Origin of the sequence: Roseibium algae (assembly GCF_037783265.1) — a bacterium.
In the GTDB taxonomy this organism is placed as follows: Bacteria; Pseudomonadota; Alphaproteobacteria; order Rhizobiales; family Stappiaceae; genus Roseibium; species Roseibium algae.
Genome location: NZ_JBAKIA010000005.1, coordinates 99899 through 126331, shown reverse-complemented (window position 1 = coordinate 126331; position 26433 = coordinate 99899). Strand labels below are relative to the sequence as shown.

Sequence of the window (26433 nt, the reverse complement as noted above, 5' to 3'; positions counted from 1 at the left end):
ACACCGGGCATATGGGTGTCCACCTAATAGGATAACATGACGGCTAAGTGGACTGGCAGCATGCCCAATCGGGGTGCTTCGGTTTGGCCTTTGCAGATATCTCCCATCTGCTGCCGTCTTTCAGCATTTCGTACCGCCTTGACTGATCAGGGGACGGGATGCGCAGAGAAAGGAATTAGAATGAGCGATCAAGAAATCGGCTCTTTTGATGAAGACAGCAAGTCTGTCTATCCTGTGCTGCCACTGCGCGACATAGTTGTGTTTCCGCACATGATTGTTCCGCTGTTTGTTGGTCGCGAGAAGTCGATTCGCGCTCTGGAAGAGGTTATGAGCACGGATAAGCATATCCTGCTCGCCACCCAGGTGAACGCTGCGGATGACGATCCAAATTCCGACGAGATTTATGAAGTCGGCACATTGGCGACAGTGCTGCAGCTGCTCAAGCTTCCCGATAACACGGTGAAGGTCCTGGTCGAGGGCGGTGCGCGTGCGCGTATCGATTCCTATACAGACCGTGCGGACTACTATGAAGCCAGCGCGACTGTGCTGCCGGAGCAAGATGGCGAGAACATCGAAGTCCAAGCGCTTTCGCGCTCAGTGATTGCCGAGTTCGAGAACTACGTGAAGCTGAACAAGAAAGTTTCACCTGAGGTTCTGGGCGCGGTTAATCAGATTGAGGATTACTCCAAGCTCGCTGATACAATCTCTTCTCACCTGGCGATCAAGATCCCCGAGAAACAGGAAATCCTGGGAATCGTTTCTGTTGCCGAGCGTCTTGAGCGCGTTCTGGGCATGATGGAAAGTGAAATTTCCGTCCTTCAGGTCGAAAAACGTATCCGTTCGCGCGTGAAGCGCCAGATGGAGAAGACCCAGCGCGAGTACTATTTGAATGAGCAGATGAAGGCCATTCAGAAAGAGCTCGGCGATAGTGAAGACGGCCGTGACGAGCTGGCTGAACTCGAAGAGAAAATCAAGAAGACCAAACTTTCCAAGGAAGCGCGGGAACGCGCTGGCGCCGAGGTCAAGAAACTCAAGCAGATGAGCCCGATGTCAGCCGAAGCAACGGTTGTACGGAATTATCTCGATTGGTTGGTCGGTATTCCTTGGGGCAAGAAGAGCAAGGTCAAGCATGACCTGAAACTTGCTGAGGAAGTGCTTGATACGGACCACTATGGCCTGGAGAAGGTCAAGGAACGGATCGTTGAGTATCTCGCCGTCCAGAAGCGGGCGAACAAGCTCAAGGGTCCTATTCTGTGTCTTGTTGGCCCCCCAGGTGTCGGTAAAACGTCTTTGGGCAAATCCATTGCGAAAGCCACCGGGCGCGAGTTCATTCGCATGTCCCTTGGAGGCGTGCGTGATGAAGCTGAAATTCGTGGACATAGACGGACTTATATCGGTTCCATGCCCGGCAAAGTCATTCAATCCATGAAGAAGGCCAAGAAGTCCAATCCGCTCTTTCTGCTCGATGAGATCGACAAGATGGGTATGGACTTCCGCGGTGATCCGTCATCTGCGCTGCTTGAGGTGCTTGATCCGGAACAGAACGGTTCCTTCATGGACCACTATCTGGAGATTGAATACGATCTTTCAGACGTGATGTTCGTCACGACCGCCAATACGCTGAACATTCCCGGTCCTTTGATGGACCGCATGGAAGTGATCCGTATCGCTGGTTACACCGAACCGGAGAAGATCGAGATTTGTCGTCGACATTTGATTCCAAAGACGGTGAAAGATCACGGTCTGCGTGACGGCGAGTTTTACATTGAAGACGCAGCGCTTGAGTTCATTGTTCGCCGTTACACCCGGGAAGCCGGTGTACGTAATCTGGAACGCGAAATGGCGACCCTGGCCCGTAAAGCGGTCAAGGACATCTTGATGAACGAGAAGACCGCCATCACGGTGACGCCGGAAATTGTCGAGGAATATCTCGGTGTGCCGCGCTATCGTTATGGCGAAGTCGAGAGCGAAGATCATGTAGGTCTTGTGACGGGCTTGGCATGGACAGAAGTGGGGGGCGAGTTGCTCACCATTGAAGGCGTTATGATGCCTGGCAAGGGCAAGATGACCGTGACGGGCAACCTGCGCGATGTGATGAAGGAATCAATTTCTGCGGCGGCGTCATATGTACGCTCCCGTGCGGTTGATTTTGGAATTGAACCACCGTTTTTCGACAAGCGGGACATTCATGTTCACGTTCCAGAAGGGGCGACCCCGAAGGACGGACCATCTGCTGGTATCGGCATGGCAACGGCCGTGATTTCGACGCTGACGGGCATTCCAGTGCGCCGCGATGTGGCAATGACTGGCGAGATCACTCTTCGTGGTCGCATCCTGCCGATTGGTGGTTTGAAGGAAAAGCTCCTGGCGGCTCTGCGCGGCGGAATCAAGACGGTGATGATCCCTGAAGACAATGCCAAGGACTTGGTTGATATTCCTGATTCGGTGAAAAACTCGATGGATATTATCCCGGTTTCGAACATGGATGAGGTGCTCAAGACAGCTCTTGTTCGTCTTCCAGTGGCCATTGAATGGGATCAGGCTCGTGCGGATGCAGCAGCAAAACCTGCTCCTGCGGACGGTGATTCGTCTGGTGTCGTTGCGCACTAAATGCGCTTGATTTTGTGCAAAAATTGGAAAGCCCCGGCCTCGCTGGGGCTTTTCTTATGAATAATCCCTGAAAATGGCGGTTTTCTGCGAAAAAATGGCTTGCGTTCGGAGCCATTTGGACCGATTTTCCGGCAACGGCGCTAACGGGAATCGTTGGCCAACCGCCGTTTCTTAGAAAGGTATCTGCTATGAACAAGAACGATCTGATCGCAGCCGTCGCAGAAAAGACCGGCCTTACGAAGGCCCAGGCAGGCGAAGCTGTTGACGCAACGTTTGACGTTGTATCCGAAACGCTGAAGAGCGGCGACGAAGTTCGTATCATCGGCTTCGGCAACTTCACTGTTTCTGCACGCGCAGCCACCGAAGGTCGCAACCCGCGCACCGGTGAGACGATCCAGATCCCGGCGTCTAAGACACCGAAGTTCAAGGCCGGTAAGGGCCTGAAGGATGCAGTAAACTCCTAAGAGGGTTTTACAGAGCGACTTCGCTTCAACCTCGCGTGCCAATGGTACGCGAGGTTTTCTTTTGCCTGAGGCTTCGTCCTAATGCTTCTGCTTCGTTCTTGTGTCTATGTCCGTACCCAAGGAACGATAAGTGGTGGCTACCGTGGCCAAGAGGGCAGGGAAGGGGCAAGCTGGCCCTGGTCGTTGTGTGCTGCTCACAGGCGTACGTGAGGGCATCGGCAAATCCCTGATGCTTGCAATGGCTGAAGCCGGTGGACCGTTTCCCACAGGCAGAACTGCGCTCCTGAGCCTTGATATCTGCCGTGTTTTGAACCTTTGGCAAATCAATTAGATGGCTTGTTGATAACCTGAATTGTAGTTCTTGCATTGCTGAAAAAAACTGCTTAAAAGCACCTCACCAAGCGCGAACGACTAGAGCGCTTAGGGCGATTAGCTCAGTTGGTAGAGCGCCTCGTTTACACCGAGGATGTCGGGAGTTCGAGTCTCTCATCGCCCACCATTACCTTTAATTGATTTTACTAAACTTCTTGACCTCTCTTGGGTTCCGGCTTTCTGTCTCGTACACAACGCTGGTCCACAATGATAGTTGTAATGGCTTCCCCCGTACTTATCGTAAAAAATTTGCTATATTCTCGTTCAGCTCCCCTCAGATGTTAGAAAACTCGCCCACGGTCGTCCGCTAACTGTCCCCGTTAGTGACCGACTGCGGACCGTCATGGTCAAGGATTACGTCAAGGTGTACTTTGGGGCTCGATATCCTAAGGAAGCGAAGGAACTGTTCGTAGCAGCCCATGCAGCTGTGAACTCCTTCTGGAAAGTTTTGCGTGAAGGTCCAAAGCTGTTGGTGTGGAGGGTCAATCCGTGGGTGGCCACATTCTAAACTTGGTGGACCCTAGCGTGAGGATTACGGAGGCCGACCGGGGCAATGAAGGTTGCGTAAGGTTCAACGAAAATGGGTCCCGCCGAGGGAAAGCGACATCCGCGCCTGTCGAGGTTGATGCCTCAGATTCTTTTTGGAAATTTCAGGGGGAAGTAAAGCGGGGCCAACTTGTGCGAGCTATGAATCACTAAGTATACTTCTGCTTGGTGTCTAATAGGCGGCTTGCCCTTCGAAGTTGATCAGGAGCTACTGAGAGATGTCCGAATTTTCAGATGATGAGATTTACCGGAACTCCTTGCCAATTAAGACCTATGTCAGCAAGGCAATAAGCAGTCTTGATGGGGATGGGAAAAAGATTCGTATCGCGAACAAGGTGATCGATGGTAAGGAAAGTCTAGCCTTCGCCAAGGTGGAGGACGAGATCATTTTAAGAGAGACGCCTAAGCAACGGGTTCAAATTAAGGCGACTTTTATTCAGGATGATCGATCATTCCAAACAGTGACTATTCAGAAATTCTCCGGAAAAGGTGAGCCAAAGCAACATTTTACTTTTCTGCCTGCCGAGGTGGGGAAATTGCTTAAGTTCCTGACGGATGTTCGGAGAATTCACTTTCCAGATGACAATCGGATAAACATCCAAGACAGTGATCTTGAGGAGTTGTTATTAAAGCCTGATCAACTGCGCAGAATTGCTGCTGATAACCAAGAGCTTCTAGCCGCGGTGGCTCGCAGTGAGATCACAACTGAGGATGTGGTGGCACTAGCTTACCGGAAGGAGCAACTCAAGGTATTTGAGCGACTTCTCTCTGACGACACTTTTTTCGAAAAATGCCGGGAACAAAAAGGGCTTGGTCCTGAGGGCGTTTGGCAGCGGTTCCTCGAGAAGAACGTCTGGATTCTCGGCTATTCGTTAAGTCTTATAAATTTTGGTCCGCTGGAAGATCGCAAACTTGAGCAGACGGTGCGTGGAAGTGATGTTTTGGGGCCTGGTAAAAGGGTTGATGCGTTGTTGCGTTCTAGGGCTGCGCTGAGCACAAGCGCCTTCGTTGAATTGAAGCATCATCAGACTGAGTTGGTTGAGAAGCAGACTTACCGGTCTGGTATTTGGTCGCCCTCTAAGGAACTTTCGGGGGCGGTAGCGCAGGTTCAGGGGACCGTAGCGGCGGCTTTGGAGCGATGGAGCCGTTCGGAAAATATTACTCGACAAGACGGAGAGCCAACCGGCGAGACTCTTTATACCACAGAGCCTCGTTCATTCGTGATTTGTGGTCGACTGACCGAGTTTGAGCAAGATCACGGTGTTAATGAGCAAAAATTTGGTTGCTTCGAACGATTTAGGCGAAATCTGCAACGTCCGGAAATTTTGACCTATGACGAACTGTATGAGCGAGCATGTCTGATAGTTCAGGCGACAGATCAGGGGGCGGATTAGTTTCCATCCGCGCCATTGTTATTGGTTGGAGTTGACCCCGGGGATTTGAGCGAGCACCGTAAGGCCCGCGAGTAAAAGGTAAATGAGGGTGACGTATCGTTGCCGGATGCTACAGTTATCGAACGAAGCGACTAGTTCATGAGTTCCTTCAGCTATGACACGGAACGCGCCATGAACGCCGGGTAGATGCGCCGGATCTTGTGATAGCGGTCCAAGACGTCTTGCTCAGTGATCGTCTCTTTGCCGCGATGGGTAAATTCATTCCGCTTGTTATTGAAGGTGGTTATAGCGGCAAGCCATGTGGGGGCGGTGCCGAACAATTTCAGTAGCTCGATCTTTGGTCCGAAATTTCGGAATCTCTCGGGCTTGAAACGGACCTGAGTTACAATGCCAAGAACATAGTCGAGTGTTTGTTCAGATTCGAGATGGGAGCGGATGATAGCGCCAATATCATCAGGCTCGAACATCGCACGGCTCATTCGGGCATAATCGAGGTCGCGGGCTAGTGTGGCTGTTCCAATATCCATTGCGGCTCCGTGATTTGCTGGGCGTTACAAGCAAGAATCGGTGGGAGCGGCTGAGCGGCCAACAACAACTGGCGTTGACCCGAGTGCACCCGGCTGGTACACATAATCATCACTGCGTCGGAAAAAGCGTAGTAAAATCAGTCGGATTTTGGCGTTCTGTGAGACTTCGAGTCTCTCATCGCCCACCATTCCCCTTATTTATATTATGACCTCGTATGAAGTCTTGCTGTGTTTATCTGAACTTGGCTTTAGCTCCTTCGGGATATGATGGCCAGAGTCTGCGTCATTTTTGCGATGGTGTGGATGTTCAGCATGATGTGTACAGGCATTCGGTTCGTTTCCAGGCAACAAAATTTCCGGATCGAGCTTCTGCACCTCCCGATAAATGCTGCCCGGTAAAACGAATTTCTCTTGATTGATCCAGATCCGAAATTTTTATGGGAAATTGCATCGGCGATTTGTGCCAAGTTCCTTTGATGATTGCATTTTATCCACAGTGAAGACACGGGCAGGGATGGCCGGAGAGGCAGGGTTTTGGATTGTTTTGCAAAAACGTCATGAAGTGGCTTCTCAGGCGCTTGACTTAACTCTTCAGCCGCCGTACATCAGCGCCACTTCGCAAGGACATAACGTCGTTGCTGCGAAGCGGGTGTAGCTCAGTTGGTTAGAGTGCCGGCCTGTCACGCCGGAGGTCGCGGGTTCGAGTCCCGTCACTCGCGCCACTTTCTTTCGAGAGGAAAGGAAGAGGCGCTAAGATATACCGTTAAGTACGCGGGTGTAGCTCAGTTGGTTAGAGTGCCGGCCTGTCACGCCGGAGGTCGCGGGTTCGAGTCCCGTCACTCGCGCCACTTACGGTAAAATCCTCTCTTCTCCTTCATTATGGAATAATTTATTCCCCTCCCGGGGAGGCGGTCATTCGCGGTAGATCAGGGTGCGCTGCATTGTCGCTTGTTTCATGATGCGGCCGTATTTTGACAAGTGGTTTTCCAATGTCGCGATTCTTTAGCAATGCGTGCGCCTTCTGAATAATATCAGGGCTTTCTTATACTTTTTCAAAGTTTTCAACCGTTCTGCAGGAGCTCTAAAGGTAAGGTTCGCGCCAAGGTGCGCCAAAACTGGCAAAAGCATGACATTTGTTTGGCAGGCAAGGGTCTTGCGTTGCAGCAAGGGGTGAGCTAATCGTGCCCTCGCATGTTGGCCAATCAAGAGCCGACGGGGCTTGGCTTATTCCGCGCTTTAAATGCTGCGTTAAGTCAAATCCGTGTAGGCTGGATCTCCTCCCGATCCGCCCTCCATATGCGAAGGACGCGAAAGACATGGAAGAACTCTTGCGGGAATATATCCCGATCGTCGTGTTCATCGGCATCGCGCTGGTGATAGGCCTCGCTCTGCTCGTCTCGCCATTCGTATTGGCTTACAGAAATCCGGATCCGGAAAAGATGTCTGCCTATGAGTGCGGGTTCAATGCATTCGATGATGCGCGCATGAAATTTGACGTGCGGTTCTATCTGGTCTCAATCCTATTCATCATCTTTGATCTGGAAGTTGCCTTCCTGTTTCCTTGGGCTGTCAAATTTGGCGATCTAGGCTGGTACGGTTTTTGGTCCATGATGGTATTCTTGGGAGTGCTGACAATCGGCTTCATCTATGAATGGAAAAAGGGAGCGCTGGAATGGGATTGACCGCCACATCCGGCCCGCTGATCGCGGAAAGCCCGAAGGGGATCATCGACCCGAATACCGGTAAGCCGGTGGGAGCGAATGACCCGTTCTTCATGGACGTGAATGATGAGCTGGCTGATAAAGGTTTTATCGTTACCTCGACAGACAATCTGATTCAGTGGGCACGTACAGGCTCGTTGATGTGGATGACATTTGGTCTTGCCTGTTGCGCTGTTGAAATGATGCAGATGTCCATGCCGCGCTATGATGCTGAGCGGTTTGGTTTTGCGCCACGTGCATCTCCGCGTCAGTCTGACGTGATGATTGTTGCCGGTACATTGACCAACAAGATGGCTCCGGCCCTTCGCAAGGTTTACGACCAGATGCCAGAGCCGAGATATGTGATCTCGATGGGGTCATGTGCAAATGGCGGTGGCTACTACCATTATTCCTATTCGGTGGTACGTGGCTGCGATCGGATTGTTCCGGTCGACATTTATGTTCCAGGCTGCCCACCAACAGCCGAAGCGCTTCTCTACGGTGTCTTGATGTTGCAGAAGAAAATTCGGCGCACGGGTACAATCGAACGCTAAATTCCTAGATTTGAAGGCGGCGGTTTCCGCCTCTTCACAAGGCTCCAACGGAGTGAGGTCTTAAGACATGGACGAGACACTTAAGGAACTTGCAGAGCATATTGAATCTGCTCTCGGCGGTTCCCTTTTGTCCTGGACCGTCGATCATGGTGAGCTGACCCTCGTTGCCAGCACCCCGGACGTTCTGGATGTTGTGCGGTTTCTGCGTGACAACAGCGCCTGCAAGTTCGTCAATCTGACCGATATTTGTGGCGTTGACTGGCCAGCTCGTGAAAAGCGGTTCGATGTGGTCTACCACTTCCTGTCTCCGGTACAGAACCAGCGCATTCGAGTAAAAGTTTCGACCGATGAAGAGACGCCTGTTGCTTCATTGACAGCGCTATTCCCCGGTGCCGAATGGTTCGAGCGTGAAGCCTATGATATGTATGGCATTCTGTTTTCCGGTCATCCGGACCTTCGCCGTATCCTGACGGATTATGGATTTGACGGCCATCCGCTGCGCAAGGACTTCCCTGTCACCGGGTTTGTTGAAGTGCGCTACGATGATGAAAAGAAGCGTGTCGTTTACGAGCCGGTTCGTCTGAACCAGGAATTCCGCAACTTTGATTTCCTCTCGCCATGGGAAGGCACGGATTACGTGCTGCCCGGCGATGAGAAAGCGAGCTGAGGTCCTTGTGATGGGTGAAAGACTATCAGGCAGTTGTCTCTGCGGTGCGGTGAAGTTTACGGCTGTGCCTGCTGATGGTGAAATGGCGGTATGCCATTGTCGCATGTGTCGTAAATGGACTGGTGGAACCTATATGGCTGTTGCTTGTGGCTCCAGTGTTGAGTTCTCTGACGAAGCATCGCTCGGAATTTATCGCTCATCTGGTTACGGCGAGCGGGTGTTCTGCAAGGATTGCGGGTCAACACTTATCTGGCGGATGCAGGATGGATCCCATAACTCTGTGTCAGCCCAGGCATTTGATGATCCTTCACAGTTTAAGTTTACGAGCGAGATATTCGTTGACGAACAACCTGCAAATTATGCTTTTGCAAACGATACCAAGCGTATGACGGGGCCGGAAGTCTTCGCGCTTTACGCCCCAGAACAGGATCCTCAAAATGGCTGAGGCTCAAGTCCGAAATTTTAATATCAACTTCGGTCCGCAGCATCCGGCAGCGCACGGTGTTTTGCGCCTGGTGCTTGAGCTGGACGGTGAGGTCGTAACGCGGGTTGATCCGCATATCGGCCTTTTGCACCGCGGCACAGAGAAGTTGATTGAGCAGAAAACATATCTGCAGGCGATCCCATACTTTGACCGTCTCGATTATGTTGCGCCGATGAACCAGGAACATGCTTTTGCTCTGGCCGTCGAACGTATGCTTGATATCAAAGTTCCGATGCGCGGCCAGTTGATCCGCGTATTGTTCTCCGAAATCGGCCGTATTTTGTCTCATCTTCTGAATGTCACAACTCAGGCGATGGATGTCGGGGCCTTGACACCGCCCTTGTGGGGGTTTGAGCCTCGCGAAGAGCTGATGGTGTTTTATGAGCGGGCTTGCGGCGCACGTATGCATGCTGCCTATGTGCGTCCGGGCGGTGTTCATCAGGACCTGCCACGCGATCTGCTCGATGATATCTGGGATTTCTGCGATCCGTTTCTACAGACGCTGGATGATATTGAAGGGCTTTTGACCGACAACCGTATCTTCAAGCAACGTAATGTTGATATTGGCGTTGTATCTCTTGATGATGCATGGGCCTGGGGCTTTTCCGGTGTCATGGTTCGCGGCTCTGGCGCTGCCTGGGATTTGCGCAAGTCGCAGCCTTACGAATGCTATGCGGATATGGATTTCGACATACCAATCGGCAAAAACGGCGATTGCTATGACCGCTATTTGATCCGCATGGAAGAGATGCGCCAGTCCGTGCGCATCATGAAGCAGTGCCTTGAGAAGCTGACGGTTGAAACGGGCCCGATTTCTTCGAAGGATGGCAAGATCGTTCCGCCTAAACGCGCTGAGATGAAGCGCTCGATGGAAGCTTTGATCCATCACTTCAAATTGTATACTGAAGGCTATCACGTACCTGCTGGCGAAATTTACGCCGCGGTTGAAGCGCCCAAGGGTGAGTTCGGCGTGTATCTGATCGCAGATGGCACCAACAAGCCGTATCGCTGCAAGATCAAGGCTCCTGGCTACGCGCATCTTCAGGCGATGGACTTCATGTGTCGTGGACATCAGTTGGCCGACGTTTCGGCTGTTCTTGGATCCATGGACATCGTATTCGGCGAGGTTGACCGGTGATCGGCGGCCTTCGCACTGTAAATTCGACCTTGGCAGCCGCTATCTCGGCTCCGGTCATCGACACAAGACGGGGATAGCACCATGGCGGTTCGTAGACTTGCCGCGGAACAACCTGAGAGCTTTAGCTTCACTGAGCAGAATCTCGTGTGGGCGAAAAAGCTGATCGACCGGTATCCGGCTGGCCGACAGGCTTCTGCTGTCATTCCGTTGTTATGGCGTGCTCAGGAGCAGCATGAAGGCTGGGTATGTGAACCTGCAATCCGCTACATCGCGGACTTGCTGGACATGCCTCATATTCGTGTTCTTGAAGTTGCGACATTCTATACGATGTTCCAGCTGCAGCCGGTGGGCAAGAAAGCCCACATTCAAGTGTGTGGAACGACGCCATGCCAGCTGCGCGGATCTGAAGATCTCATAAACATCTGTAAGTCTCGCATTGCCAAGCATATGCATGAGATTTCCGAGGACGGAATGTTCTCATGGGAAGAAGTTGAATGTCTCGGTGCCTGCGTAAACGCGCCGATGGTCCAGATCTTCAAGGACACCTATGAGGATTTGACGACCGACAGCTTCAACAAGCTGCTCGACGATATCTCCGAAGGCAAGGAAGTGACGCCCGGCCCACAGAACGGCCGCCGTTTTGGCATGGCAGCAGGCGGACAGACGAGCCTCACCGAGATTGATGACGACACCAAGGGTGTTCTTCCGGTCCCGCATTTGGTCAAAGGCAATGAGTATGCATCTCATGCTTTCGCTGGCGGACCTATCAATGCCCAGGGTAATGATTACAACGGTGTCCCAACACCAGCTGAAGACGCAGTCGCCAAGGTAAAGGCAACTTTCGCTGCAAAGTCAGCCGCCAAGGCTGAGGCACCGGCTGCTGCTGAGCCTGCCAAGAAGGCCGAAAAGCCTGCAGCCAAAGCGGATGCGCCGGCGCCGGTATCCAAGGCGAAGCCGGCAGATGACGCGCCTGCTGTTGCGGAGAAAGAGCCCCAGTTGCTCAAGGCTGCACGCGATGGAAAGGCTGATGATCTCAAACAGCTGAAGGGCGTTGGTCCGAAGCTTGAAGGTACGCTCAATGAGCTGGGCTTCTATCATTTCGATCAGGTTGCTGGTTGGGGTGCCGCGGAAATCGAATGGGTCGACAGTCGCTTGAAGTTCAAGGGGCGGATCGAGCGGGACGGTTGGGTCGCTCAAGCCAAGATTTTGGCAGAGGGCGGCGAGACCGATTTCTCCAAACGTGTTGCAAAGGGCGATGTACCGTCCAGCAAGAACGAAGGGTAGGGGAACGATATGCTGAAGGATCAGGATCGGATCTTCACCAACATTTACGGGCTGAATGACTGGGGTCTCGATGGCGCCAAGAAACGCGGCCAGTGGGATAACACCAAGGGGCTGCTCGACAAGGGGCAAGCCTGGATCATCGATGAAATGAAGGCTTCCGGTCTTCGTGGACGCGGTGGTGCTGGCTTCCCGACAGGTCTCAAGTGGTCCTTCATGCCGAAAGAATCAGATGGGCGTCCGGCTTATCTGGTTGTGAATGCCGATGAATCAGAACCCGGCACCTGTAAGGATCGCGAGATTCTGCGCCACGATCCGCATACGCTGGTCGAAGGCTGTCTGGTTGCCGGTTTTGCGATGGGCGCGATTGCTGCCTACATCTATGTGCGCGGCGAATTTATTCGTGAACGCGAGCGGCTTCAGGCGGCAATTGACCAGGCCTATGACGCGGGTCTGATCGGCAAAAACAACAAGAACGGCTATGATTTCGACATCTATGTCCATCATGGTGCCGGAGCTTATATTTGCGGCGAGGAAACTGCGCTGCTGGAAAGCCTTGAAGGCAAAAAGGGGCAGCCTCGATTGAAGCCTCCGTTCCCGGCGAACGTTGGTCTATATGGTTGTCCGACCACTGTGAATAATGTGGAATCAATCGCTGTTGCGCCGACTATTCTGCGCCGGGGCGGCAGCTGGTTTGCCGGGCTTGGTACGCCTAATAATACTGGTACCAAGCTGTTCTGCGTTTCGGGACATGTCACACAGCCTGCGACCTTTGAGGAAGAGCTGGGCATCCCGTTCTCCGAGATGATTGAAAAGCATTGCGGCGGAATTCAAGGTGGCTGGGACAATCTGTTGGCTGTTATTCCGGGCGGATCATCCGTGCCATGTTTGACTGCTGCGGAAATCAAAGACACGGCGATGGATTTTGATACGCTTCGAGGTCTGGGGTCAGGTCTTGGAACGGCTGCGGTGATTGTCATGGACAAGTCCACAGACATCATCAAGGCAATCGCCCGATTGAGCTATTTCTACAAGCATGAGAGCTGCGGACAGTGTACACCCTGCCGAGAGGGAACCGGCTGGATGTGGCGTGTCATGGAGCGCATGGTCAAGGGACAGTCCTCTTACGAGGAAATTGATATGCTGTTCAATGTGACCAAGCAGATTGAGGGCCACACCATCTGTGCACTCGGCGATGCAGCAGCCTGGCCGATCCAGGGTCTGATCAAGAATTTCAGGCCAGTGATCGAACAGCGCATCGACGACTATGTCGCCAAGGGCAAAGCCCCGGCGATGGTTGCAGCTGAGTAACGCGGAAACGGGATTTGGAGAGCAGGCGATGACAAAGCTGATCGTCGACGGCAATGAAGTGGATGTCCCTGCGGACTATACGCTGCTTCAGGCATGTGAAGAAGCTGGCGCCGAGGTTCCGCGGTTTTGTTACCACGACCGGTTGTCCATTGCTGGCAACTGCCGGATGTGCCTTGTCGAAGTAAAGGGTGGACCACCTAAGCCGACGGCGTCTTGCGCCATGTCGGTGAAGGACCTGCGTCCGGGCCCCAATGGCGAGCCGCCGGTTGTCGAAACCAAAAGCCCGATGGTGAAGAAGGCCCGCGAAGGGGTGATGGAGTTCTTGCTCATCAACCATCCGTTGGATTGCCCGATCTGCGATCAGGGTGGTGAGTGCGACCTGCAGGATCAGGCGATGGCCTATGGCGTCGATAATTCTCGCTTCGGTGAGAATAAACGCGCTGTTGAGAACAAGCATCTTGGGCCGCTGGTCAAGACCATCATGACCCGCTGCATTCACTGCACCCGTTGTGTTCGGTTCACGACGGAAGTTGCCGGTGTTGCTGACATGGGCCTTGTTGGCCGGGGCGAAGACGCTGAAATCACCACATATCTTGAGGCGGCGCTGTCCTCCGAGTTGCAGGGCAACGTTGTTGACCTTTGCCCGGTTGGAGCACTGACGTCCAAGCCTTACGCCTTTAATGCGCGTCCATGGGAATTGACCAAGACCGAAAGCGTCGACGTGATGGATGCGGTTGGCTCCGCGATTCGCGTTGATACACGTGGCAAGGAAGTCATGCGGATCATGCCTCGTTTGAACGAGGCGGTGAACGAAGAGTGGATTTCCGACAAGACACGTTACATTTGGGACGGTCTCAAGACCCAACGTCTCGATCGTCCTTATGCCAAGAAAGACGGCAAGCTCCAGCCTGTGTCATGGGCCGAAGCCTTCCAGATCATTGCTGACAAGGTAAAAGCTGCCAATCCGGAGCGCATCGGTGCTCTGGCGGGTCAGTTGGCTGGCGTTGAAGACATGTTCGCGCTCAAGAGCCTGATGGGCAAACTGGGTGTTGCCAACATGGACGCTCGGGCAGTCGGATCACCACTGCATCCGAAAAATGGTCGTTCAAGCTATCTGTTCAACTCCACGATCGAAGGCATTGAAGATGCCGATGCGATCATGTTGATCGGTACGAACCCACGCCTTGAGGCACCGGTTCTAAATGCCCGTATCCGCAAGCGGTATCGTCGCGGCAATGTTCATATCGGTCTGGTTGGTGAGAATGCCGATCTGACCTATCCGGTTACATATCTTGGTGCCGGACCGGACAGCCTGAAACCATTCCTCGAGCATGCCAAGTCAAAGGCTGAACGTACGATGTTCATCATCGGGCAGGGTGCTTTGAACCGTCCGGATGGAGCGGAAATTCTGGCAACTCTGGCTGCTGCAGCCAAGTCGCTCGGTGTTATCAAGGACGATTGGAACGGTTTCAATATCCTTCATAGCGAAGCGTCTCAGGTTGGCGCACTTGATCTCGGGTTCGTTCCGGGTGAAGGCGGTAAAGACACATCTGATATGCTGGCACCTGGTGCAATGGATGTGATGTTCTTGCTCGGTGTGGATGAAGTCGAAGTTCCAGAAGGTGCATTTGTTGTCTATCAGGGCACTCATGGGGATCGTGGCGCACACCGCGCTGATGTGATCCTTCCGGGCGCGGCCTATACGGAAAAGTCGGCTCTTTATGTAAACACGGAAGGCCGTGTTCAGATGGGTGATCGGGCTGGTTTCCCTCCGGGCGATGCGCGTGAAGATTGGGCAATCCTACGGGCACTATCGGCGGTTTTGGGTCAAACGCTTGAGTTTGATTCCCTACCTGGCTTGCGCGCCAAACTCTTTGAAGCTCATCCGCATTTTGCTGAAATTGGCGAAATTGCATCCGGTGATGCTGCTGACATCGAAAAGCTGGCAAATACGTCGGCCAAGATGGGCAGCTCAGGTTTCGCGAATGTTGTTCGCGACTTTTATCTTACAAACCCGATTGCACGTGCATCGGCCGTGATGGCGGAATGTTCCGCCTTGGCCAACGCACGGGCTGCGGAAGCAGCGGAATAAGGGCAGGGGACAGACATGTCGGACTTCATGACGACCTACGGCTTTCCGTTCCTCTGGATGGTATTCCAGAGCGTGTTGCTGCTCGTCGTTCTCTTGTTGATCATTGCTTATGTGCTCTACGCTGACCGCAAGATCTGGGCTGCTGTCCAGCTTCGCCGCGGACCAAACGTTGTCGGGCCGTGGGGATTGCTCCAAAGTTTTGCGGATTTGTTGAAATTCGTCCTGAAGGAGCCGGTCATTCCGGCAGGCTCCAATAAGGTGCTGTTTCTTCTGGCTCCTTTGATTTCGGTGATGCTGGCTCTGGCCGCTTGGGTTGTTATTCCCGTCTCTGACGGATGGGTGATCTCGAATATCAACGTTGGCATTCTGTTCGTCTTTGCGGTGTCTTCACTTGAGATCTACGGTATCATCATGGGCGGGTGGGCTTCGAACTCTAAGTACCCATTCTTGTCGGCGCTGCGCTCCGCAGCCCAGATGGTGTCCTATGAAGTATCCATCGGCTTTGTAATTGTGACAGTGTTGCTTTGCGCAGGGTCGCTGAATCTGACTGAAATCGTTTATTCTCAGAAGACCGGTCTGGCCGACATGCTGGGCGTGCCGTGGTTCACGATGCTGAACTGGTACTGGTTGCCTTTGTTCCCGATGTTTGTGGTGTTCTTCATCTCGGCTTTGGCAGAAACAAATCGTCCGCCATTTGATCTGGCTGAAGCTGAATCTGAGTTGGTTGCCGGTTTCATGGTGGAATATGGCTCAACGCCATACATGATGTTCATGCTTGGTGAATATGCCGCCATCTGTCTGATGTGCGCGCTCATGACGATTATGTTCATGGGTGGATGGCTGCCGCCATTCGACTTCGCACCGTTCACATGGGTGCCTGGTATTATCTGGTTTATTCTGAAGTGCCTTCTCGGGTTCTTCATGTTCGCGATGGTCAAGGCGATGGTGCCTCGTTATCGCTACGACCAGTTGATGCGCCTTGGCTGGAAAGTGTTCCTGCCACTGTCACTGGGTATGGTTGTGATCGTTGCTGCTGTCCTTATGACGATGGGGTGGGCGCCGTAACGTGAGTGTTTCAATTGCTGGTCTTATTGGTGCAGCGCTTGGGGGATACCTTGGCTGGATCGATTGGAAAATCCTGAAAGGGATCTTGGAAGCAATTGAGGGAAAGAACAGACGTGGAGGAGGCGACGGAGGCCTGGTTGCCAGGTACGGCGCTCTTCTACGGGGATTGAGTTTTGCATTTCCGTTGATTGGATTTCCGATCATCGGGTATCTGGCCGGCAGTCAACTTGTCGGATGAGTATTAAGGAAGGCAACAAGGCGATGGGACTAGATCAGGCCGCCAAATCGCTGTTCTTGAAGGAGTTCGTTTCGGCGTTCTTTTTGGCCATGCGCTATTTCTTCAAGCCGAAGCCGACAGTCAATTATCCCTTTGAAAAGGGTCCCGTGAGCCCGCGCTTTCGTGGTGAGCATGCCCTGCGCCGCTATCCCAACGGGGAAGAGCGTTGCATCGCTTGCAAATTGTGTGAGGCGATCTGCCCTGCACAGGCGATCACGATTGAAGCTGGCCCGCGACGAAATGACGGCACTCGTCGGACCACTCGTTATGATATCGACATGGTGAAGTGCATTTACTGTGGCTTCTGTCAGGAAGCCTGTCCGGTCGATGCCATTGTCGAAGGTCCGAACTTCGAGTTTGCCACTGAGACCCGGGAAGAGCTTTACTATTCAAAAGACAAGCTGCTTGCCAACGGGGATCGCTGGGAGCGGGAAATTGCTCGGAATATCGAAATGGACGCGCCTTATCGTTAAGGCGAAAACACCACTGAGGCGTATTGGCAATCCGGCCAATAGTCTTTCCTTGGGCCGGTTTCGGCCAGACGACAGGCAGGTCTTTCCATGATCCTGAACGCATTTTTCTTCTATCTGTTTGCCGGGGTGTTGTTGGCATCGGCCTTTATGGTCATTGCCTCTCGTAACCCGGTGCATTCGGTCCTGTTTCTGATTCTGGCGTTTTGTAACTCTGCCGGGCTGTTCATCATGCTTGGTGCTGAATATCTGGCGATGCTTCTCATTGTCGTTTACGTCGGTGCCGTGGCGGTGTTGTTCCTCTTTGTCGTGATGATGCTTGACGTTGATTTCGTCGAGCTTCGACAGGGCTTCCTTCAGTATCTTCCGGTCGGTGCATTGGTCGGAATTGTGCTCTTGGTGGAACTGTTCCTTGGGTTGGGAGCTTGGGTGATTTCACCGGAGGTTCTGAAACACGGATCTGAACCGATACCGCCTCTGACTGAAGTCACGAATGTCGAGGCTATCGCCAGCGTTCTGTATACGAAATACATCTTCTACTTCCAGGTGTCGGGTCTTGTGCTTCTGGTGGCAATGGTTGGAGCGATTGTTCTCACCCTTCGCCACAAGGACTACGTCAGGCGTCAGGACATCAACGTACAGGTTGCTCGTGGGCCGGAAACCTCTATCGAGGTTCGCAAGGTCGAAACGGGTAAAGGCATCTAACGCTTCGGCGTCATTCATCTAGACCGGACCAAGGCGAGCTACTCCGCGCCAGGTCCGGTGGGTTTAACGAGGGGAGCACGGCGAGGCGCCCATGGAAATCGGTCTGTCCCATTATTTGTCGGTCGCAGCCATTCTGTTCACGATTGGGATCTTCGGGATCTTTCTGAACAAGAAGAACGTGATCGTCATCTTGATGTCCATCGAACTCATATTGTTGTCGGTGAACATAAATTTTGTTGCCTTCTCATCTCATCTTGGAGATTTGATGGGGCAAATCTTCACCATGCTGGTGCTGACGGTTGCTGCTGCTGAAGCTGCAATCGGTCTTGCAATCCTGGTGGTGTATCACCGAAACCGCGGCTCTATTGCCGTGGAAGACATCAACATGATGAAAGGCTAGGGGCGAATGTACTCCGCAATCGTATTCCTGCCTCTGCTAGGCTTCCTGATCGTCGGGCTGTTTGGTCGGGCTTTGGGTGCTAAGGCGAGCGAATATATCACCACTGGTTTGGTGATTGTATCGGCGCTTTTGTCCTGGGTCGCATTCTTCTCCGTCGGGATGGGTGAAACCGGGCTGTATCAGGTGCATATCATGCGCTGGATTACAGCCGGTGCGCTGGATGTTTCCTGGTCCCTACGTATCGACACCTTGACGGTCGTGATGCTGGTTGTTGTGAACACGGTGTCCGCGCTGGTTCACGTTTATTCCATCGGCTACATGCACCATGATCCGCATCGGCCGCGGTTCTTTGCCTACCTGTCGCTCTTTACCTTTGCGATGTTGTCACTGGTAACGGCTGACAATCTGCTGCAGATGTTTTTCGGCTGGGAAGGTGTTGGCCTGGCATCATATCTTCTGATCGGTTTCTGGTATCAAAAGCCATCAGCTACAGCGGCTGCGATGAAGGCATTTGTGGTCAACCGGGTTGGTGACTTTGGCTTTGCCCTCGGTATCTTCGGCGTCTTCTACGTCTTCAACAGCATCGACATGTCGACGATCTTTGCCAACGCTCCCGGTATCATGGAGCGGGAAGGCCACGAAGCAGTGATGAGCTTCTTGGGCTATCATCTGGATGCCCATTCGGCGATGACCGTGATCTGCCTGTTGCTCTTTATGGGCGCTATGGGCAAGTCGGCACAGTTCCTCCTACACACATGGCTGCCAGACGCGATGGAAGGCCCGACACCTGTGTCCGCGCTTATTCATGCGGCGACTATGGTGACCGCCGGTGTCTTTATGGTTGCGCGTTTGTCGCCTCTGTTTGAACTGTCCCATACGGCCTTGACCGTCGTGACCCTCTTTGGTGCGACAACAGCGTTTTTTGCGGCGACTGTTGGCCTGGTCCAGAATGATATCAAGCGGGTGATTGCCTATTCGACCTGTTCCCAGCTCGGCTACATGTTTGTTGCCCTGGGCATTGGTGCTTATTCAGTTGCAGTATTCCATCTCTTCACACATGCCTTCTTCAAGGCCTTGTTGTTCCTTTGTGCTGGGTCGGTAATCCATTCGGTGTCTGATGAGCAGGACATGCGAAAGATGGGCGGATTGCGCAAGCATATCCCGATTACCTACTGGACGATGATGATCGGAACGTTGGCCTTGACTGGTGTCGGTATTCCGTTGATCGGTGGCCATATCGGTTTTGCAGGTTTCGTCTCGAAGGATGCGATCATCGAGGCTGCCTATGCGGCCAGCTCCAGTGAGCATGGTAACCCTTTTGCAGGGTACGGTTTCTGGTTGACGGTGCTCGCTGCCGGCTTGACCTCTTTCTACTCATGGCGTCTGACGTTCATGACATTCCACGGTAAGCCAAGAGCGCCGGTTGATGTGATGAAGCACGTGCATGAATCTCCCTTGGTGATGACTGTGCCGTTGTTCGTCTTGTCCATCGGTGCCGTGTTCGCCGGAATGGTCTTTTATGGACCGTTTGTCGGTGAGGGTTACGAGGCCTTCTGGAAAGGGGCTCTCTTTGTCGGTGCTGAGAACCACGTTCTTCATGAGATGCATCATGTTCCGACCTGGGTGAAACTTGCCCCGTTCGTGATGATGGTCTTCGGTTTTCTGGTTGCCTATCAGTTCTACATCCGGTCTCCGGAAACTCCCAAGAGACTGGCTCAGGAACATTCAGGTCTTTATCAGTTCCTGCTCAACAAGTGGTATTTCGATGAGCTCTACAACTTCCTGTTCATACGTCCTGCACTGTGGCTTGGTCGCGTGCTGTGGAAGCAGGGGGACGGCAAGGTGATTGACGGCTTTGGACCCAATGGCGTTGCAGCCCGCGTTCAGGATGTCACAACCTGGGTCGTCAGGCTTCAGACCGGATATCTCTATCACTACGCCTTCGCGATGCTGATTGGTGTGGCTGCCCTCATCACCTGGTCGATGTTCACCGGTGTTGGTACCGTCGGAGGAGCACACTGATGATTGACTGGCCCATTCTTTCAACGGTCACGTTCCTGCCGCTGATTGGTGTTCTGTTCATCCTGCTGGTGCCGGGTGACGACGAAGACAGCAAGCGCAACATTCGCATGGTTGCGCTGGCAACAACGGTGTTCACCTTTGGTGTTTCCCTCTTCATCTGGGGGTTCTTCGACTACAGCAATCCAGGCTTCCAGATGTTGGAAGATGGAGATTGGCTTGGTGGTTCCATTAATTACAAGATGGGCGTCGACGGGATTTCGGTCCTGTTCGTGATCCTGTCGGCGTTCCTGATGCCATTCTGTGTTCTCGCCTCCTGGGAGAGCGTGCAGAAGCGGGTCAGGGAGTATATGATTGCCTTCCTGATCCTGGAAACTCTGATGATCGGCGTGTTCTGCTCGCTTGATCTGGTGATGTTCTATGTGTTCTTCGAGGCAGGCCTTATACCGATGTTCCTGATCATCGGTGTCTGGGGTGGCGCGCGCCGCGTGTATGCGTCCTACAAATTCTTCCTCTACACGCTGCTCGGTTCGGTCTTGATGCTGATTGCCATCATGGCGATGTATTTCGAGGCAGGTACAACAGACATCACTGTGTTGTTGAACCACCCGTTCCCTTCAGAAATGCAGACCTGGCTCTGGTTGGCGTTCTTTGCAAGCTTTGCGGTGAAAATGCCGATGTGGCCGGTTCACACCTGGTTGCCGGATGCTCACGTTGAAGCACCTACTGCAGGTTCTGTGATCCTGGCCGGGATTTTGCTGAAACTTGGTGGTTACGGCTTCCTGCGGTTCTCCTTGCCGATGTTCCCGATTGCATCGGACATGTTCGCGCCGTTTATCTTCACCCTGTCTGTGGTGGCGATTATCTACACCTCTTTGGTGGCGCTGGCTCAGGAAGACATCAAGAAACTGATCGCCTATTCGTCGGTTGCCCATATGGGGTACGTGACGATGGGGATCTTCACCATGACGCCGCAGGGCGTGCAAGGTGGTCTGTTTCAGATGCTGTCACACGGAATTGTCGCCAGTGCGCTGTTCCTCTGTGTCGGTGTGATCTATGACCGGATGCACACACGCGAGATTTCTGCTTATGGTGGTCTGGTCAGCCGGATGCCGAAATATGCGGTAGCATTCCTGATCTTCACGATGGCGAATGTCGGCCTACCCGGCACGTCGGGTTTCGTCGGCGAAATCCTGGTTCTCATGGGGGCTTTTCAGGTCAACACCTGGGTTGCCGTGTTTGCGACAACCGGTGTGGTCCTGTCAGCAGCCTATGCCTTGTTCCTTTACCGACGCGTTGTGTTCGGGCCTCTTGAAAAGGAAAGCCTGAAATCAATCCTTGACCTGAACCTGCGGGAAAAGGTCATCCTTGCTCCAATGGTCGTCCTGACGATTTTCTTCGGCTTCTATCCGATGGCAATCTTGGATGTCACACAGGGGGCGGTTGATAACCTGATTACGCATTACCATGCAGCGCTTGAGGTAGCCGGACATATCCAGCATGCCCCAGCGGCGGCTCACTAACGATCCGAAGACGAGATGAAAGCCAATGTCTGATATGACACAACTGCCTGATCTCATGCCGGCTCTGCCGGAGATCTTCCTGGCCGTCGGAGCACTCGTGCTCTTGATGATCGGGGCTTTCGGCGGTCAGCGGGTCAGCTTCCTGGTTACGGGAATGTCGATGGGCCTCATCGCAGCGACAGCACTGTTTGTGTTGCCGTTCGGGGCTAAATTGGGCGTCACTTTCGGCGGCGCCTTTATTCTCGACGAATTCGCCTACTTTATGAAGCTGCTGGTGCTGATAGGCTCGTTCTTTGCGATTGCCATGTCCTGGGCCTTCGCCAAGAGCCAGTCGTTCGACAAGTTCGAATATCCGGTTCTGATTGTTCTGGCGACGCTCGGCATGCTGCTGATGCTGTCTGCCAATGGCATGATTTCCCTTTACCTCGGCCTCGAACTGCAGAGCCTTGCGCTCTATGTGATCGCGGCGATCAATCGTGAGTCAGTTCGCTCGACAGAAGCTGGCCTGAAGTACTTTGTGCTTGGCTCGCTGTCCTCGGGAATGCTGCTTTACGGTATGTCACTGGTCTACGGTTTTTCTGGCCAGATTGGCTTCCCGCAGATCGCTGAGGTCGTGTCCCATGAGGGCGCTTCCCTCGGGCTGATCATCGGTATGACATTCGTGCTGGCGGGTGTTGCCTTCAAGATTTCTGCTGTGCCGTTCCACATGTGGACACCAGATGTCTATGAAGGGGCTCCAACACCTGTGACAGCGTTCCTGGCTGCTGCACCGAAAGTTGCGGCCATGGGTATGCTGGTACGGATTGTGATCAGTGGCTTTGAGCCGATCACATCCGATTGGCAGCAGGTTCTTGTCTTCGTGGCACTGGCGTCCATGGCGCTTGGATCATTTGCCGCCATCGGACAGACCAACATCAAGCGGCTGATGGCCTATTCATCAATTGGCCATATGGGCTATGCGCTGGTTGGTCTGGCAGCCGGTACGCAGATTGGTGTTGAAGGCGTTGTGATTTACATGACGGCCTATCTGGCAATGACGCTCGGGGTATTTGCCTGCATCCTGTCCATGCGCCGCAAGAACGGGATGGTTGAGGACATTAATGAGTTGGCAGGCCTGTCGCAGACCAACCTGCCAATGGCGATCCTTTTGGCGATCTTCATGTGGTCGTTGGCAGGCATCCCGCCATTCATCGGTTTCTTTGCCAAGTGGTTCGTGTTCTCGGCAGCTGTTGAGGCGGGTCTATATCCTCTGGCAATCATCGGTGTCGTCATGTCGGTTGTTGGAGCTTATTATTACCTGCGGATCATCAAGGTCATGTTCTTTGATCAGCCTACTGAGGCTTTTGAGACCATGCCGGTGGAACTCAAGGTGGTTCTTGGACTGTCTGGCATCTGTGTGATCTTCTTTGCAGCCATGCCTGGACCGATTGTCCAGGCAGCGAGTGCGGCTGCGGGGGCGCTCTTCTGACCGAAGTTGATCGACAAAATTGTATTTCAAACCCGGCGTCCATGGCGTCGGGTTTGCGCGTTGAGCGCCACGATGATGTTGCTTCGACCAATACGCTCGCGTTTGAGCGCGCTCGCTCTGGCGATCCCGGTGATCTTTGGATCATTGCTCAAGATCAGTCATCCGGTCGGGGGCGCCGTGGTCGGCAGTGGGCCTCCATGCGGGGCAATCTGTTTGCAAGCTATCTGATGCTTAACCCGGGGCCGAGGTCCAGGATCGGCGAACTTCCACTGGTCGCTGCCGTTTCGTTGGCTGAAGCGATTGACAAATGTGCCGGAACGCACCAAATGGTCGGGTTGAAGTGGCCGAATGATTTGCTCGTTGACGGGGCCAAGCTCTCCGGCATCCTGCTTGAGGCGGAGACTGTTTCTTCCGAACAAATTGCCCTGGTTCTGGGATTCGGCGTGAACTGCGTTCAGCATCCGAAACAGGGGCTCTATCCAACGGTCGACCTTGCAGCTCTTGGCTACAGGATAACAGCCGAGGATCTGTTTGGTTCTCTGGCGCTGAGCTTGGGAAATTGGCTTGAACACTGGCGGCAGCCACAAGGTTTTGAGGTTGTTCGCAAGGCGTGGTTGGCACGGGCCATCCATCTTGGAAAAATTATCAAGGTGCGTAACGGGGATCGCGAGATGTCCGGCACCTTTTTGGATCTGGACGATCGGGGCCATATGATTCTTGGTCTTGAGAATGGGCAACGGGAAACCATTCTTGCCGGTGATGTCTTTATTGAGGGCTCGTAGCCTGTTGGCTCGCCCGACACCCCGAACACGTGATTTGGAGTAATACATGGCTTCTGCCAACGATATGGTCTTTTTGCCGCTTGGTGGCGTCGGCGAAATTGGAATGAATCTCGCCCTCTATGGCATCGGGCCTGAGGACAACCGTTCCTGGCTGATGGTCGATTGTGGCGTTTCTTTTGCCGGACCGGAATTGCCTGGGATTGATCTGGTCTTTCCAGACATTAAGTTCCTCGAAGAAGAGGTTGATAACATTGTAGGTATGGTGATCACCCATGCCCATGAAGATCACTATGGTGCCATCCTCCACCTTTGGCCTTTTCTCAAGATCCCGGTCTATGCGACGGCATTCACAGCCAGCTTGCTTGAAGCGAAAATTGCCAGCGAACCGGGGGCAGAAAAGGTTCCTGTGACTGTAGTCAAACAGGGCGACCGCATTGATATCGGCGCGTTCAACGTCGAATTCATCACCATGACCCATTCGATTCCGGAGCCTTGCGCTCTGGCTATTCGCACAACGGCCGGTCTGGTCGTCCATACTGGCGATTGGAAAATTGATCATACGCCTGGTGTCGGCAAGCCGATTGACCTGAAACGTCTTGAAGAGCTGGGCGAGGAAGGCGTGATGTCGCTTGTGTGCGATAGCACCAACGCGGTTCGCGATGGTGTGAGCCCGAGCGAAGGCGATGTGGCTGTCGAACTGAAAAAAGTCATGAAGGAAGCTAAGCACCGGATTGCGATTACGACGTTTGCATCCAACGTTGCGCGTATCCGGGCTATTGCTGAGGCTGCAGCTTCCTGCGGCCGTGATGTGGTCGTTGTCGGCCGCTCCATGCATCGGGTGATCGAGGTTGCTGGTGAGCTTGGTTATCTCGAAGGACTGCCAAACTTCCACGACGAGGAAGCCTATGGCTACCTGCCGCGTGAAAAGACCGTGCTGCTCTGCACAGGATCACAAGGCGAGGCACGGGCTGCCTTGTCACGGATTGCCTCTGGTGACCATCGCAACATTGGCCTTTCCAAGGGCGATACGGTGATCTTTTCCTCTCGTACCATTCCGGGCAATGAAAAGGCCGTTGGTGAGGTTCAGAACCATCTTGCCAATACAGAAGTTACCATTGTAACGGACAAAGACGCGCTGGTTCATGTCTCCGGCCATCCGCGCCGCGGTGAGTTGGAACAGCTCTACAATCTGCTGAAGCCAAAGGTTGTTGTGCCTGTTCATGGTGAGCCGCTGCATCTTGCTGCGCATGCTGAGTTTGCACGCTCCATGAAGGTACCTGAAGTCATTCGAGGTAAGAACGGCGACATCATCCGGATTAATTCGGGCCGTGCTGCCATCATCGATGAAGCGCCGTTCGGTATTATGGTCAAGGATGGCTCTATCCTGGATGACCCAGAAGTCACGGGCGTTCGGGACCGTCGCAAGCTGTCTTATGCCGGCGCGCTTGTGGTGTCTCTGGTGATCAACCGTCAAGGCGACCTGCTGGATGATCCAAAGCTGGCCTTGATGGGGCTGCCGGATACTGATGACGAAGGTGAGCCAATGGAGGAAATTATCTCCAAGGCCATCGTGGGCGCCGTGACGAGCATTCCCAAAGCGCGCCGCAAGGACAAGGATCTTGTGGGGGAGGCTGCCCGGCGGGCTGCACGGTCCGCTGTCCTTGACGTATGGGGCAAAAAGACGCTTTGTCAGGTGCTTGTAACAAGGCTATGAGCTGTAGATGGTCCGGAAATGAGGGTTTTCGGATCAACTGACAGGGAGTGAAGATCATGATCGGACGTTTGAACCACGTGGCTATTGCGGTTTCGGATATCGAGGCAGCAACGTCGGTTTACCGAGATACGCTTGGCGCTGATGTGTCCGAGAAGGTGGCTCAGCCAGATCATGGGGTGAGCACGGTCTTCATCAACCTGCCCAATACCAAAATCGAACTCCTGGAGCCATTGGGGGAGGCATCTCCTATTACGAAGTTCCTGGAGAAGAACCCTTCTGGCGGCGTTCATCATGTTTGTTATGAAGTCGATGACATCATTGCCGCACGTGATAAGCTGATTTCAGCGGGTGCGCGCGTCCTGGGTGATGGCGAGCCCAAGATTGGCGCCCATGGCAAGCCTGTGTTGTTTCTACACCCCAAGGACTTTCTGGGCACATTGACCGAGCTGGAAGAGGCGTAGACGTTCATGACATTAACGTTTGGTCTTGCTGTCTATTTTATGGTCTGGTGGATTGTCCTGTTCGCGATTCTTCCCTTCGGTATACGCCGAACCCAGGAAGAGGCAGGGGAGGTTTCGCCCGGTACTGAGGCGAGTGCGCCAGATCGGCCTCATTTCCTCAGAGTCATTGTCATGACGTCTGTGGTGACGACGATTGTGTTCCTCGGCTATTATTGGATCCGCGAGTCAGGTCTGACCCTGGAAGATATTTCGTTCCTGACGCCGCCTTCCATGCGCTGACAAACGACTGTTCTTCTGGGGGCAGTGAGCCGTTTGCCTGATTTTCTGAGTTTGCCGCGCCTTTCGGGTGGTTGAACTGCGTTCAAGACATTGTCCAGTGTTTTTCAATTCGCTCAATGATGGCTCTGTA

General features: G+C 53.4%; 25 protein-coding genes and 3 tRNA genes. 27 read left to right on the top strand and 1 reads right to left on the bottom strand.

Features of this window, described 5'->3' with window-relative positions; genetic code table 11:
• The first annotated feature begins 180 nt into the window (after nt 1-180).
• The 5 genes from lon to V6575_RS09515 all read left to right on the top strand — a co-directional run bounded on the left by lon (nt 181) and on the right by V6575_RS09515 (nt 5386).
• Nucleotides 181-2610 carry an endopeptidase La gene (gene lon / locus V6575_RS09535; RefSeq protein ID WP_340274069.1) on the top strand — a complete coding sequence of 810 codons (2430 nt, stop codon included), beginning with the start codon at nt 181-183 and terminating at the stop codon, nt 2608-2610.
• A gap of 188 nt (nt 2611-2798) precedes the next feature.
• A complete protein-coding gene (locus V6575_RS09530; RefSeq protein WP_340274068.1) occupies nt 2799-3074 on the top strand; it encodes an HU family DNA-binding protein in 276 nt (91 codons plus the stop codon).
• Between the two features lie 130 nt (nt 3075-3204).
• Nucleotides 3205-3405, top strand: coding sequence for a hypothetical protein (locus V6575_RS09525; protein WP_340274067.1), 201 nt, complete (start codon nt 3205-3207; stop codon nt 3403-3405).
• Nucleotides 3406-3497: 92 nt separating this feature from the next.
• A tRNA-Val gene (locus tag V6575_RS09520) sits at nt 3498-3573 on the top strand.
• A 637-nt stretch (nt 3574-4210) separates the two neighbouring features.
• On the top strand, nt 4211-5386 hold the full coding sequence (locus tag V6575_RS09515; RefSeq protein WP_340274066.1) for a Shedu immune nuclease family protein: 1176 nt from the start codon (nt 4211-4213) through the stop codon (nt 5384-5386).
• Between the two features lie 152 nt (nt 5387-5538).
• On the opposite strand, the gene V6575_RS09510 is transcribed toward V6575_RS09515, so the two are convergent.
• Nucleotides 5539-5913, bottom strand: a complete 375-nt coding sequence (locus tag V6575_RS09510) for a hypothetical protein (protein ID WP_340274065.1) — start codon at nt 5911-5913, stop codon at nt 5539-5541.
• A gap of 645 nt (nt 5914-6558) precedes the next feature.
• Between V6575_RS09510 and V6575_RS09505 the strand changes: the two genes are divergently transcribed.
• The 22 genes from V6575_RS09505 (at nt 6559) to V6575_RS09400 (ending at nt 26303) form a co-directional block, all read left to right on the top strand.
• Nucleotides 6559-6635 (top strand) — tRNA-Asp (locus tag V6575_RS09505).
• Nucleotides 6636-6684: 49 nt separating this feature from the next.
• Nucleotides 6685-6761: transfer RNA gene (locus V6575_RS09500), tRNA-Asp, on the top strand.
• Between the two features lie 468 nt (nt 6762-7229).
• A complete protein-coding gene (locus V6575_RS09495) occupies nt 7230-7595 on the top strand; it encodes an NADH-quinone oxidoreductase subunit A (protein ID WP_340274064.1) in 366 nt (121 codons plus the stop codon).
• Nucleotides 7586-8167: a NuoB/complex I 20 kDa subunit family protein gene (locus V6575_RS09490; protein ID WP_340274062.1), complete on the top strand. Its 582-nt coding sequence runs from the start codon at nt 7586-7588 to the stop codon at nt 8165-8167. Before V6575_RS09495 ends, V6575_RS09490 begins: the two co-directional genes overlap by 10 nt.
• 67 nt (nt 8168-8234) lie before the next feature.
• Nucleotides 8235-8834 carry an NADH-quinone oxidoreductase subunit C gene (locus V6575_RS09485; protein WP_340274061.1) on the top strand — a complete coding sequence of 200 codons (600 nt, stop codon included), beginning with the start codon at nt 8235-8237 and terminating at the stop codon, nt 8832-8834.
• Nucleotides 8818-9279: a GFA family protein gene (locus V6575_RS09480; RefSeq protein WP_340274060.1), complete on the top strand. Its 462-nt coding sequence runs from the start codon at nt 8818-8820 to the stop codon at nt 9277-9279. The genes V6575_RS09485 and V6575_RS09480 overlap by 17 nt, the downstream gene beginning before the upstream one ends.
• The gene (locus tag V6575_RS09475; protein WP_340274059.1) at nt 9272-10456 is read left to right on the top strand and encodes an NADH-quinone oxidoreductase subunit D; all 1185 of its coding nucleotides are present in this window, start codon (nt 9272-9274) and stop codon (nt 10454-10456) included. The genes V6575_RS09480 and V6575_RS09475 overlap by 8 nt, the downstream gene beginning before the upstream one ends.
• A gap of 81 nt (nt 10457-10537) precedes the next feature.
• Nucleotides 10538-11740, top strand: coding sequence for an NADH-quinone oxidoreductase subunit E (locus V6575_RS09470; RefSeq protein WP_340274058.1), 1203 nt, complete (start codon nt 10538-10540; stop codon nt 11738-11740).
• A 9-nt stretch (nt 11741-11749) separates the two neighbouring features.
• Nucleotides 11750-13048: an NADH-quinone oxidoreductase subunit NuoF gene (gene nuoF, locus V6575_RS09465; RefSeq protein WP_340274057.1), complete on the top strand. Its 1299-nt coding sequence runs from the start codon at nt 11750-11752 to the stop codon at nt 13046-13048.
• A 28-nt stretch (nt 13049-13076) separates the two neighbouring features.
• Complete coding sequence (nuoG, locus tag V6575_RS09460; protein WP_340274056.1) at nt 13077-15140, top strand: NADH-quinone oxidoreductase subunit NuoG; 2064 nt, start codon at nt 13077-13079, stop codon at nt 15138-15140.
• 15 nt (nt 15141-15155) lie between these two features.
• The gene (gene nuoH / locus V6575_RS09455; RefSeq protein WP_340274054.1) at nt 15156-16205 is read left to right on the top strand and encodes an NADH-quinone oxidoreductase subunit NuoH; all 1050 of its coding nucleotides are present in this window, start codon (nt 15156-15158) and stop codon (nt 16203-16205) included.
• A 1-nt stretch (nt 16206) separates the two neighbouring features.
• Nucleotides 16207-16443, top strand: coding sequence for a hypothetical protein (locus tag V6575_RS09450; protein WP_340274053.1), 237 nt, complete (start codon nt 16207-16209; stop codon nt 16441-16443).
• A gap of 23 nt (nt 16444-16466) precedes the next feature.
• A complete protein-coding gene (gene nuoI / locus V6575_RS09445) occupies nt 16467-16955 on the top strand; it encodes an NADH-quinone oxidoreductase subunit NuoI (RefSeq protein WP_340274360.1) in 489 nt (162 codons plus the stop codon).
• 87 nt (nt 16956-17042) lie between these two features.
• On the top strand, nt 17043-17657 hold the full coding sequence (locus V6575_RS09440) for an NADH-quinone oxidoreductase subunit J (protein WP_340274052.1): 615 nt from the start codon (nt 17043-17045) through the stop codon (nt 17655-17657).
• Between the two features lie 91 nt (nt 17658-17748).
• On the top strand, nt 17749-18057 hold the full coding sequence (nuoK, locus tag V6575_RS09435) for an NADH-quinone oxidoreductase subunit NuoK (RefSeq protein ID WP_340274051.1): 309 nt from the start codon (nt 17749-17751) through the stop codon (nt 18055-18057).
• 6 nt (nt 18058-18063) lie between these two features.
• Nucleotides 18064-20079 carry an NADH-quinone oxidoreductase subunit L gene (gene nuoL / locus V6575_RS09430; RefSeq protein WP_340274050.1) on the top strand — a complete coding sequence of 672 codons (2016 nt, stop codon included), beginning with the start codon at nt 18064-18066 and terminating at the stop codon, nt 20077-20079.
• Nucleotides 20079-21599 carry an NADH-quinone oxidoreductase subunit M gene (locus V6575_RS09425; RefSeq protein WP_340274049.1) on the top strand — a complete coding sequence of 507 codons (1521 nt, stop codon included), beginning with the start codon at nt 20079-20081 and terminating at the stop codon, nt 21597-21599. The genes nuoL and V6575_RS09425 overlap by 1 nt, the downstream gene beginning before the upstream one ends.
• A 25-nt stretch (nt 21600-21624) precedes the next feature.
• Nucleotides 21625-23067 carry an NADH-quinone oxidoreductase subunit NuoN gene (gene nuoN, locus V6575_RS09420; RefSeq protein ID WP_422785552.1) on the top strand — a complete coding sequence of 481 codons (1443 nt, stop codon included), beginning with the start codon at nt 21625-21627 and terminating at the stop codon, nt 23065-23067.
• Between the two features lie 41 nt (nt 23068-23108).
• Complete coding sequence (locus tag V6575_RS09415) at nt 23109-23849, top strand: biotin--[acetyl-CoA-carboxylase] ligase (RefSeq protein WP_340274048.1); 741 nt, start codon at nt 23109-23111, stop codon at nt 23847-23849.
• A 46-nt stretch (nt 23850-23895) separates the two neighbouring features.
• On the top strand, nt 23896-25563 hold the full coding sequence (locus V6575_RS09410) for a ribonuclease J (protein ID WP_340274047.1): 1668 nt from the start codon (nt 23896-23898) through the stop codon (nt 25561-25563).
• 56 nt (nt 25564-25619) lie between these two features.
• A complete protein-coding gene (gene mce, locus V6575_RS09405) occupies nt 25620-26024 on the top strand; it encodes a methylmalonyl-CoA epimerase (RefSeq protein ID WP_340274046.1) in 405 nt (134 codons plus the stop codon).
• A gap of 6 nt (nt 26025-26030) precedes the next feature.
• Complete coding sequence (locus V6575_RS09400) at nt 26031-26303, top strand: DUF1467 family protein (protein ID WP_340274045.1); 273 nt, start codon at nt 26031-26033, stop codon at nt 26301-26303.
• The last annotated feature ends 130 nt before the right edge of the window (nt 26304-26433 follow it).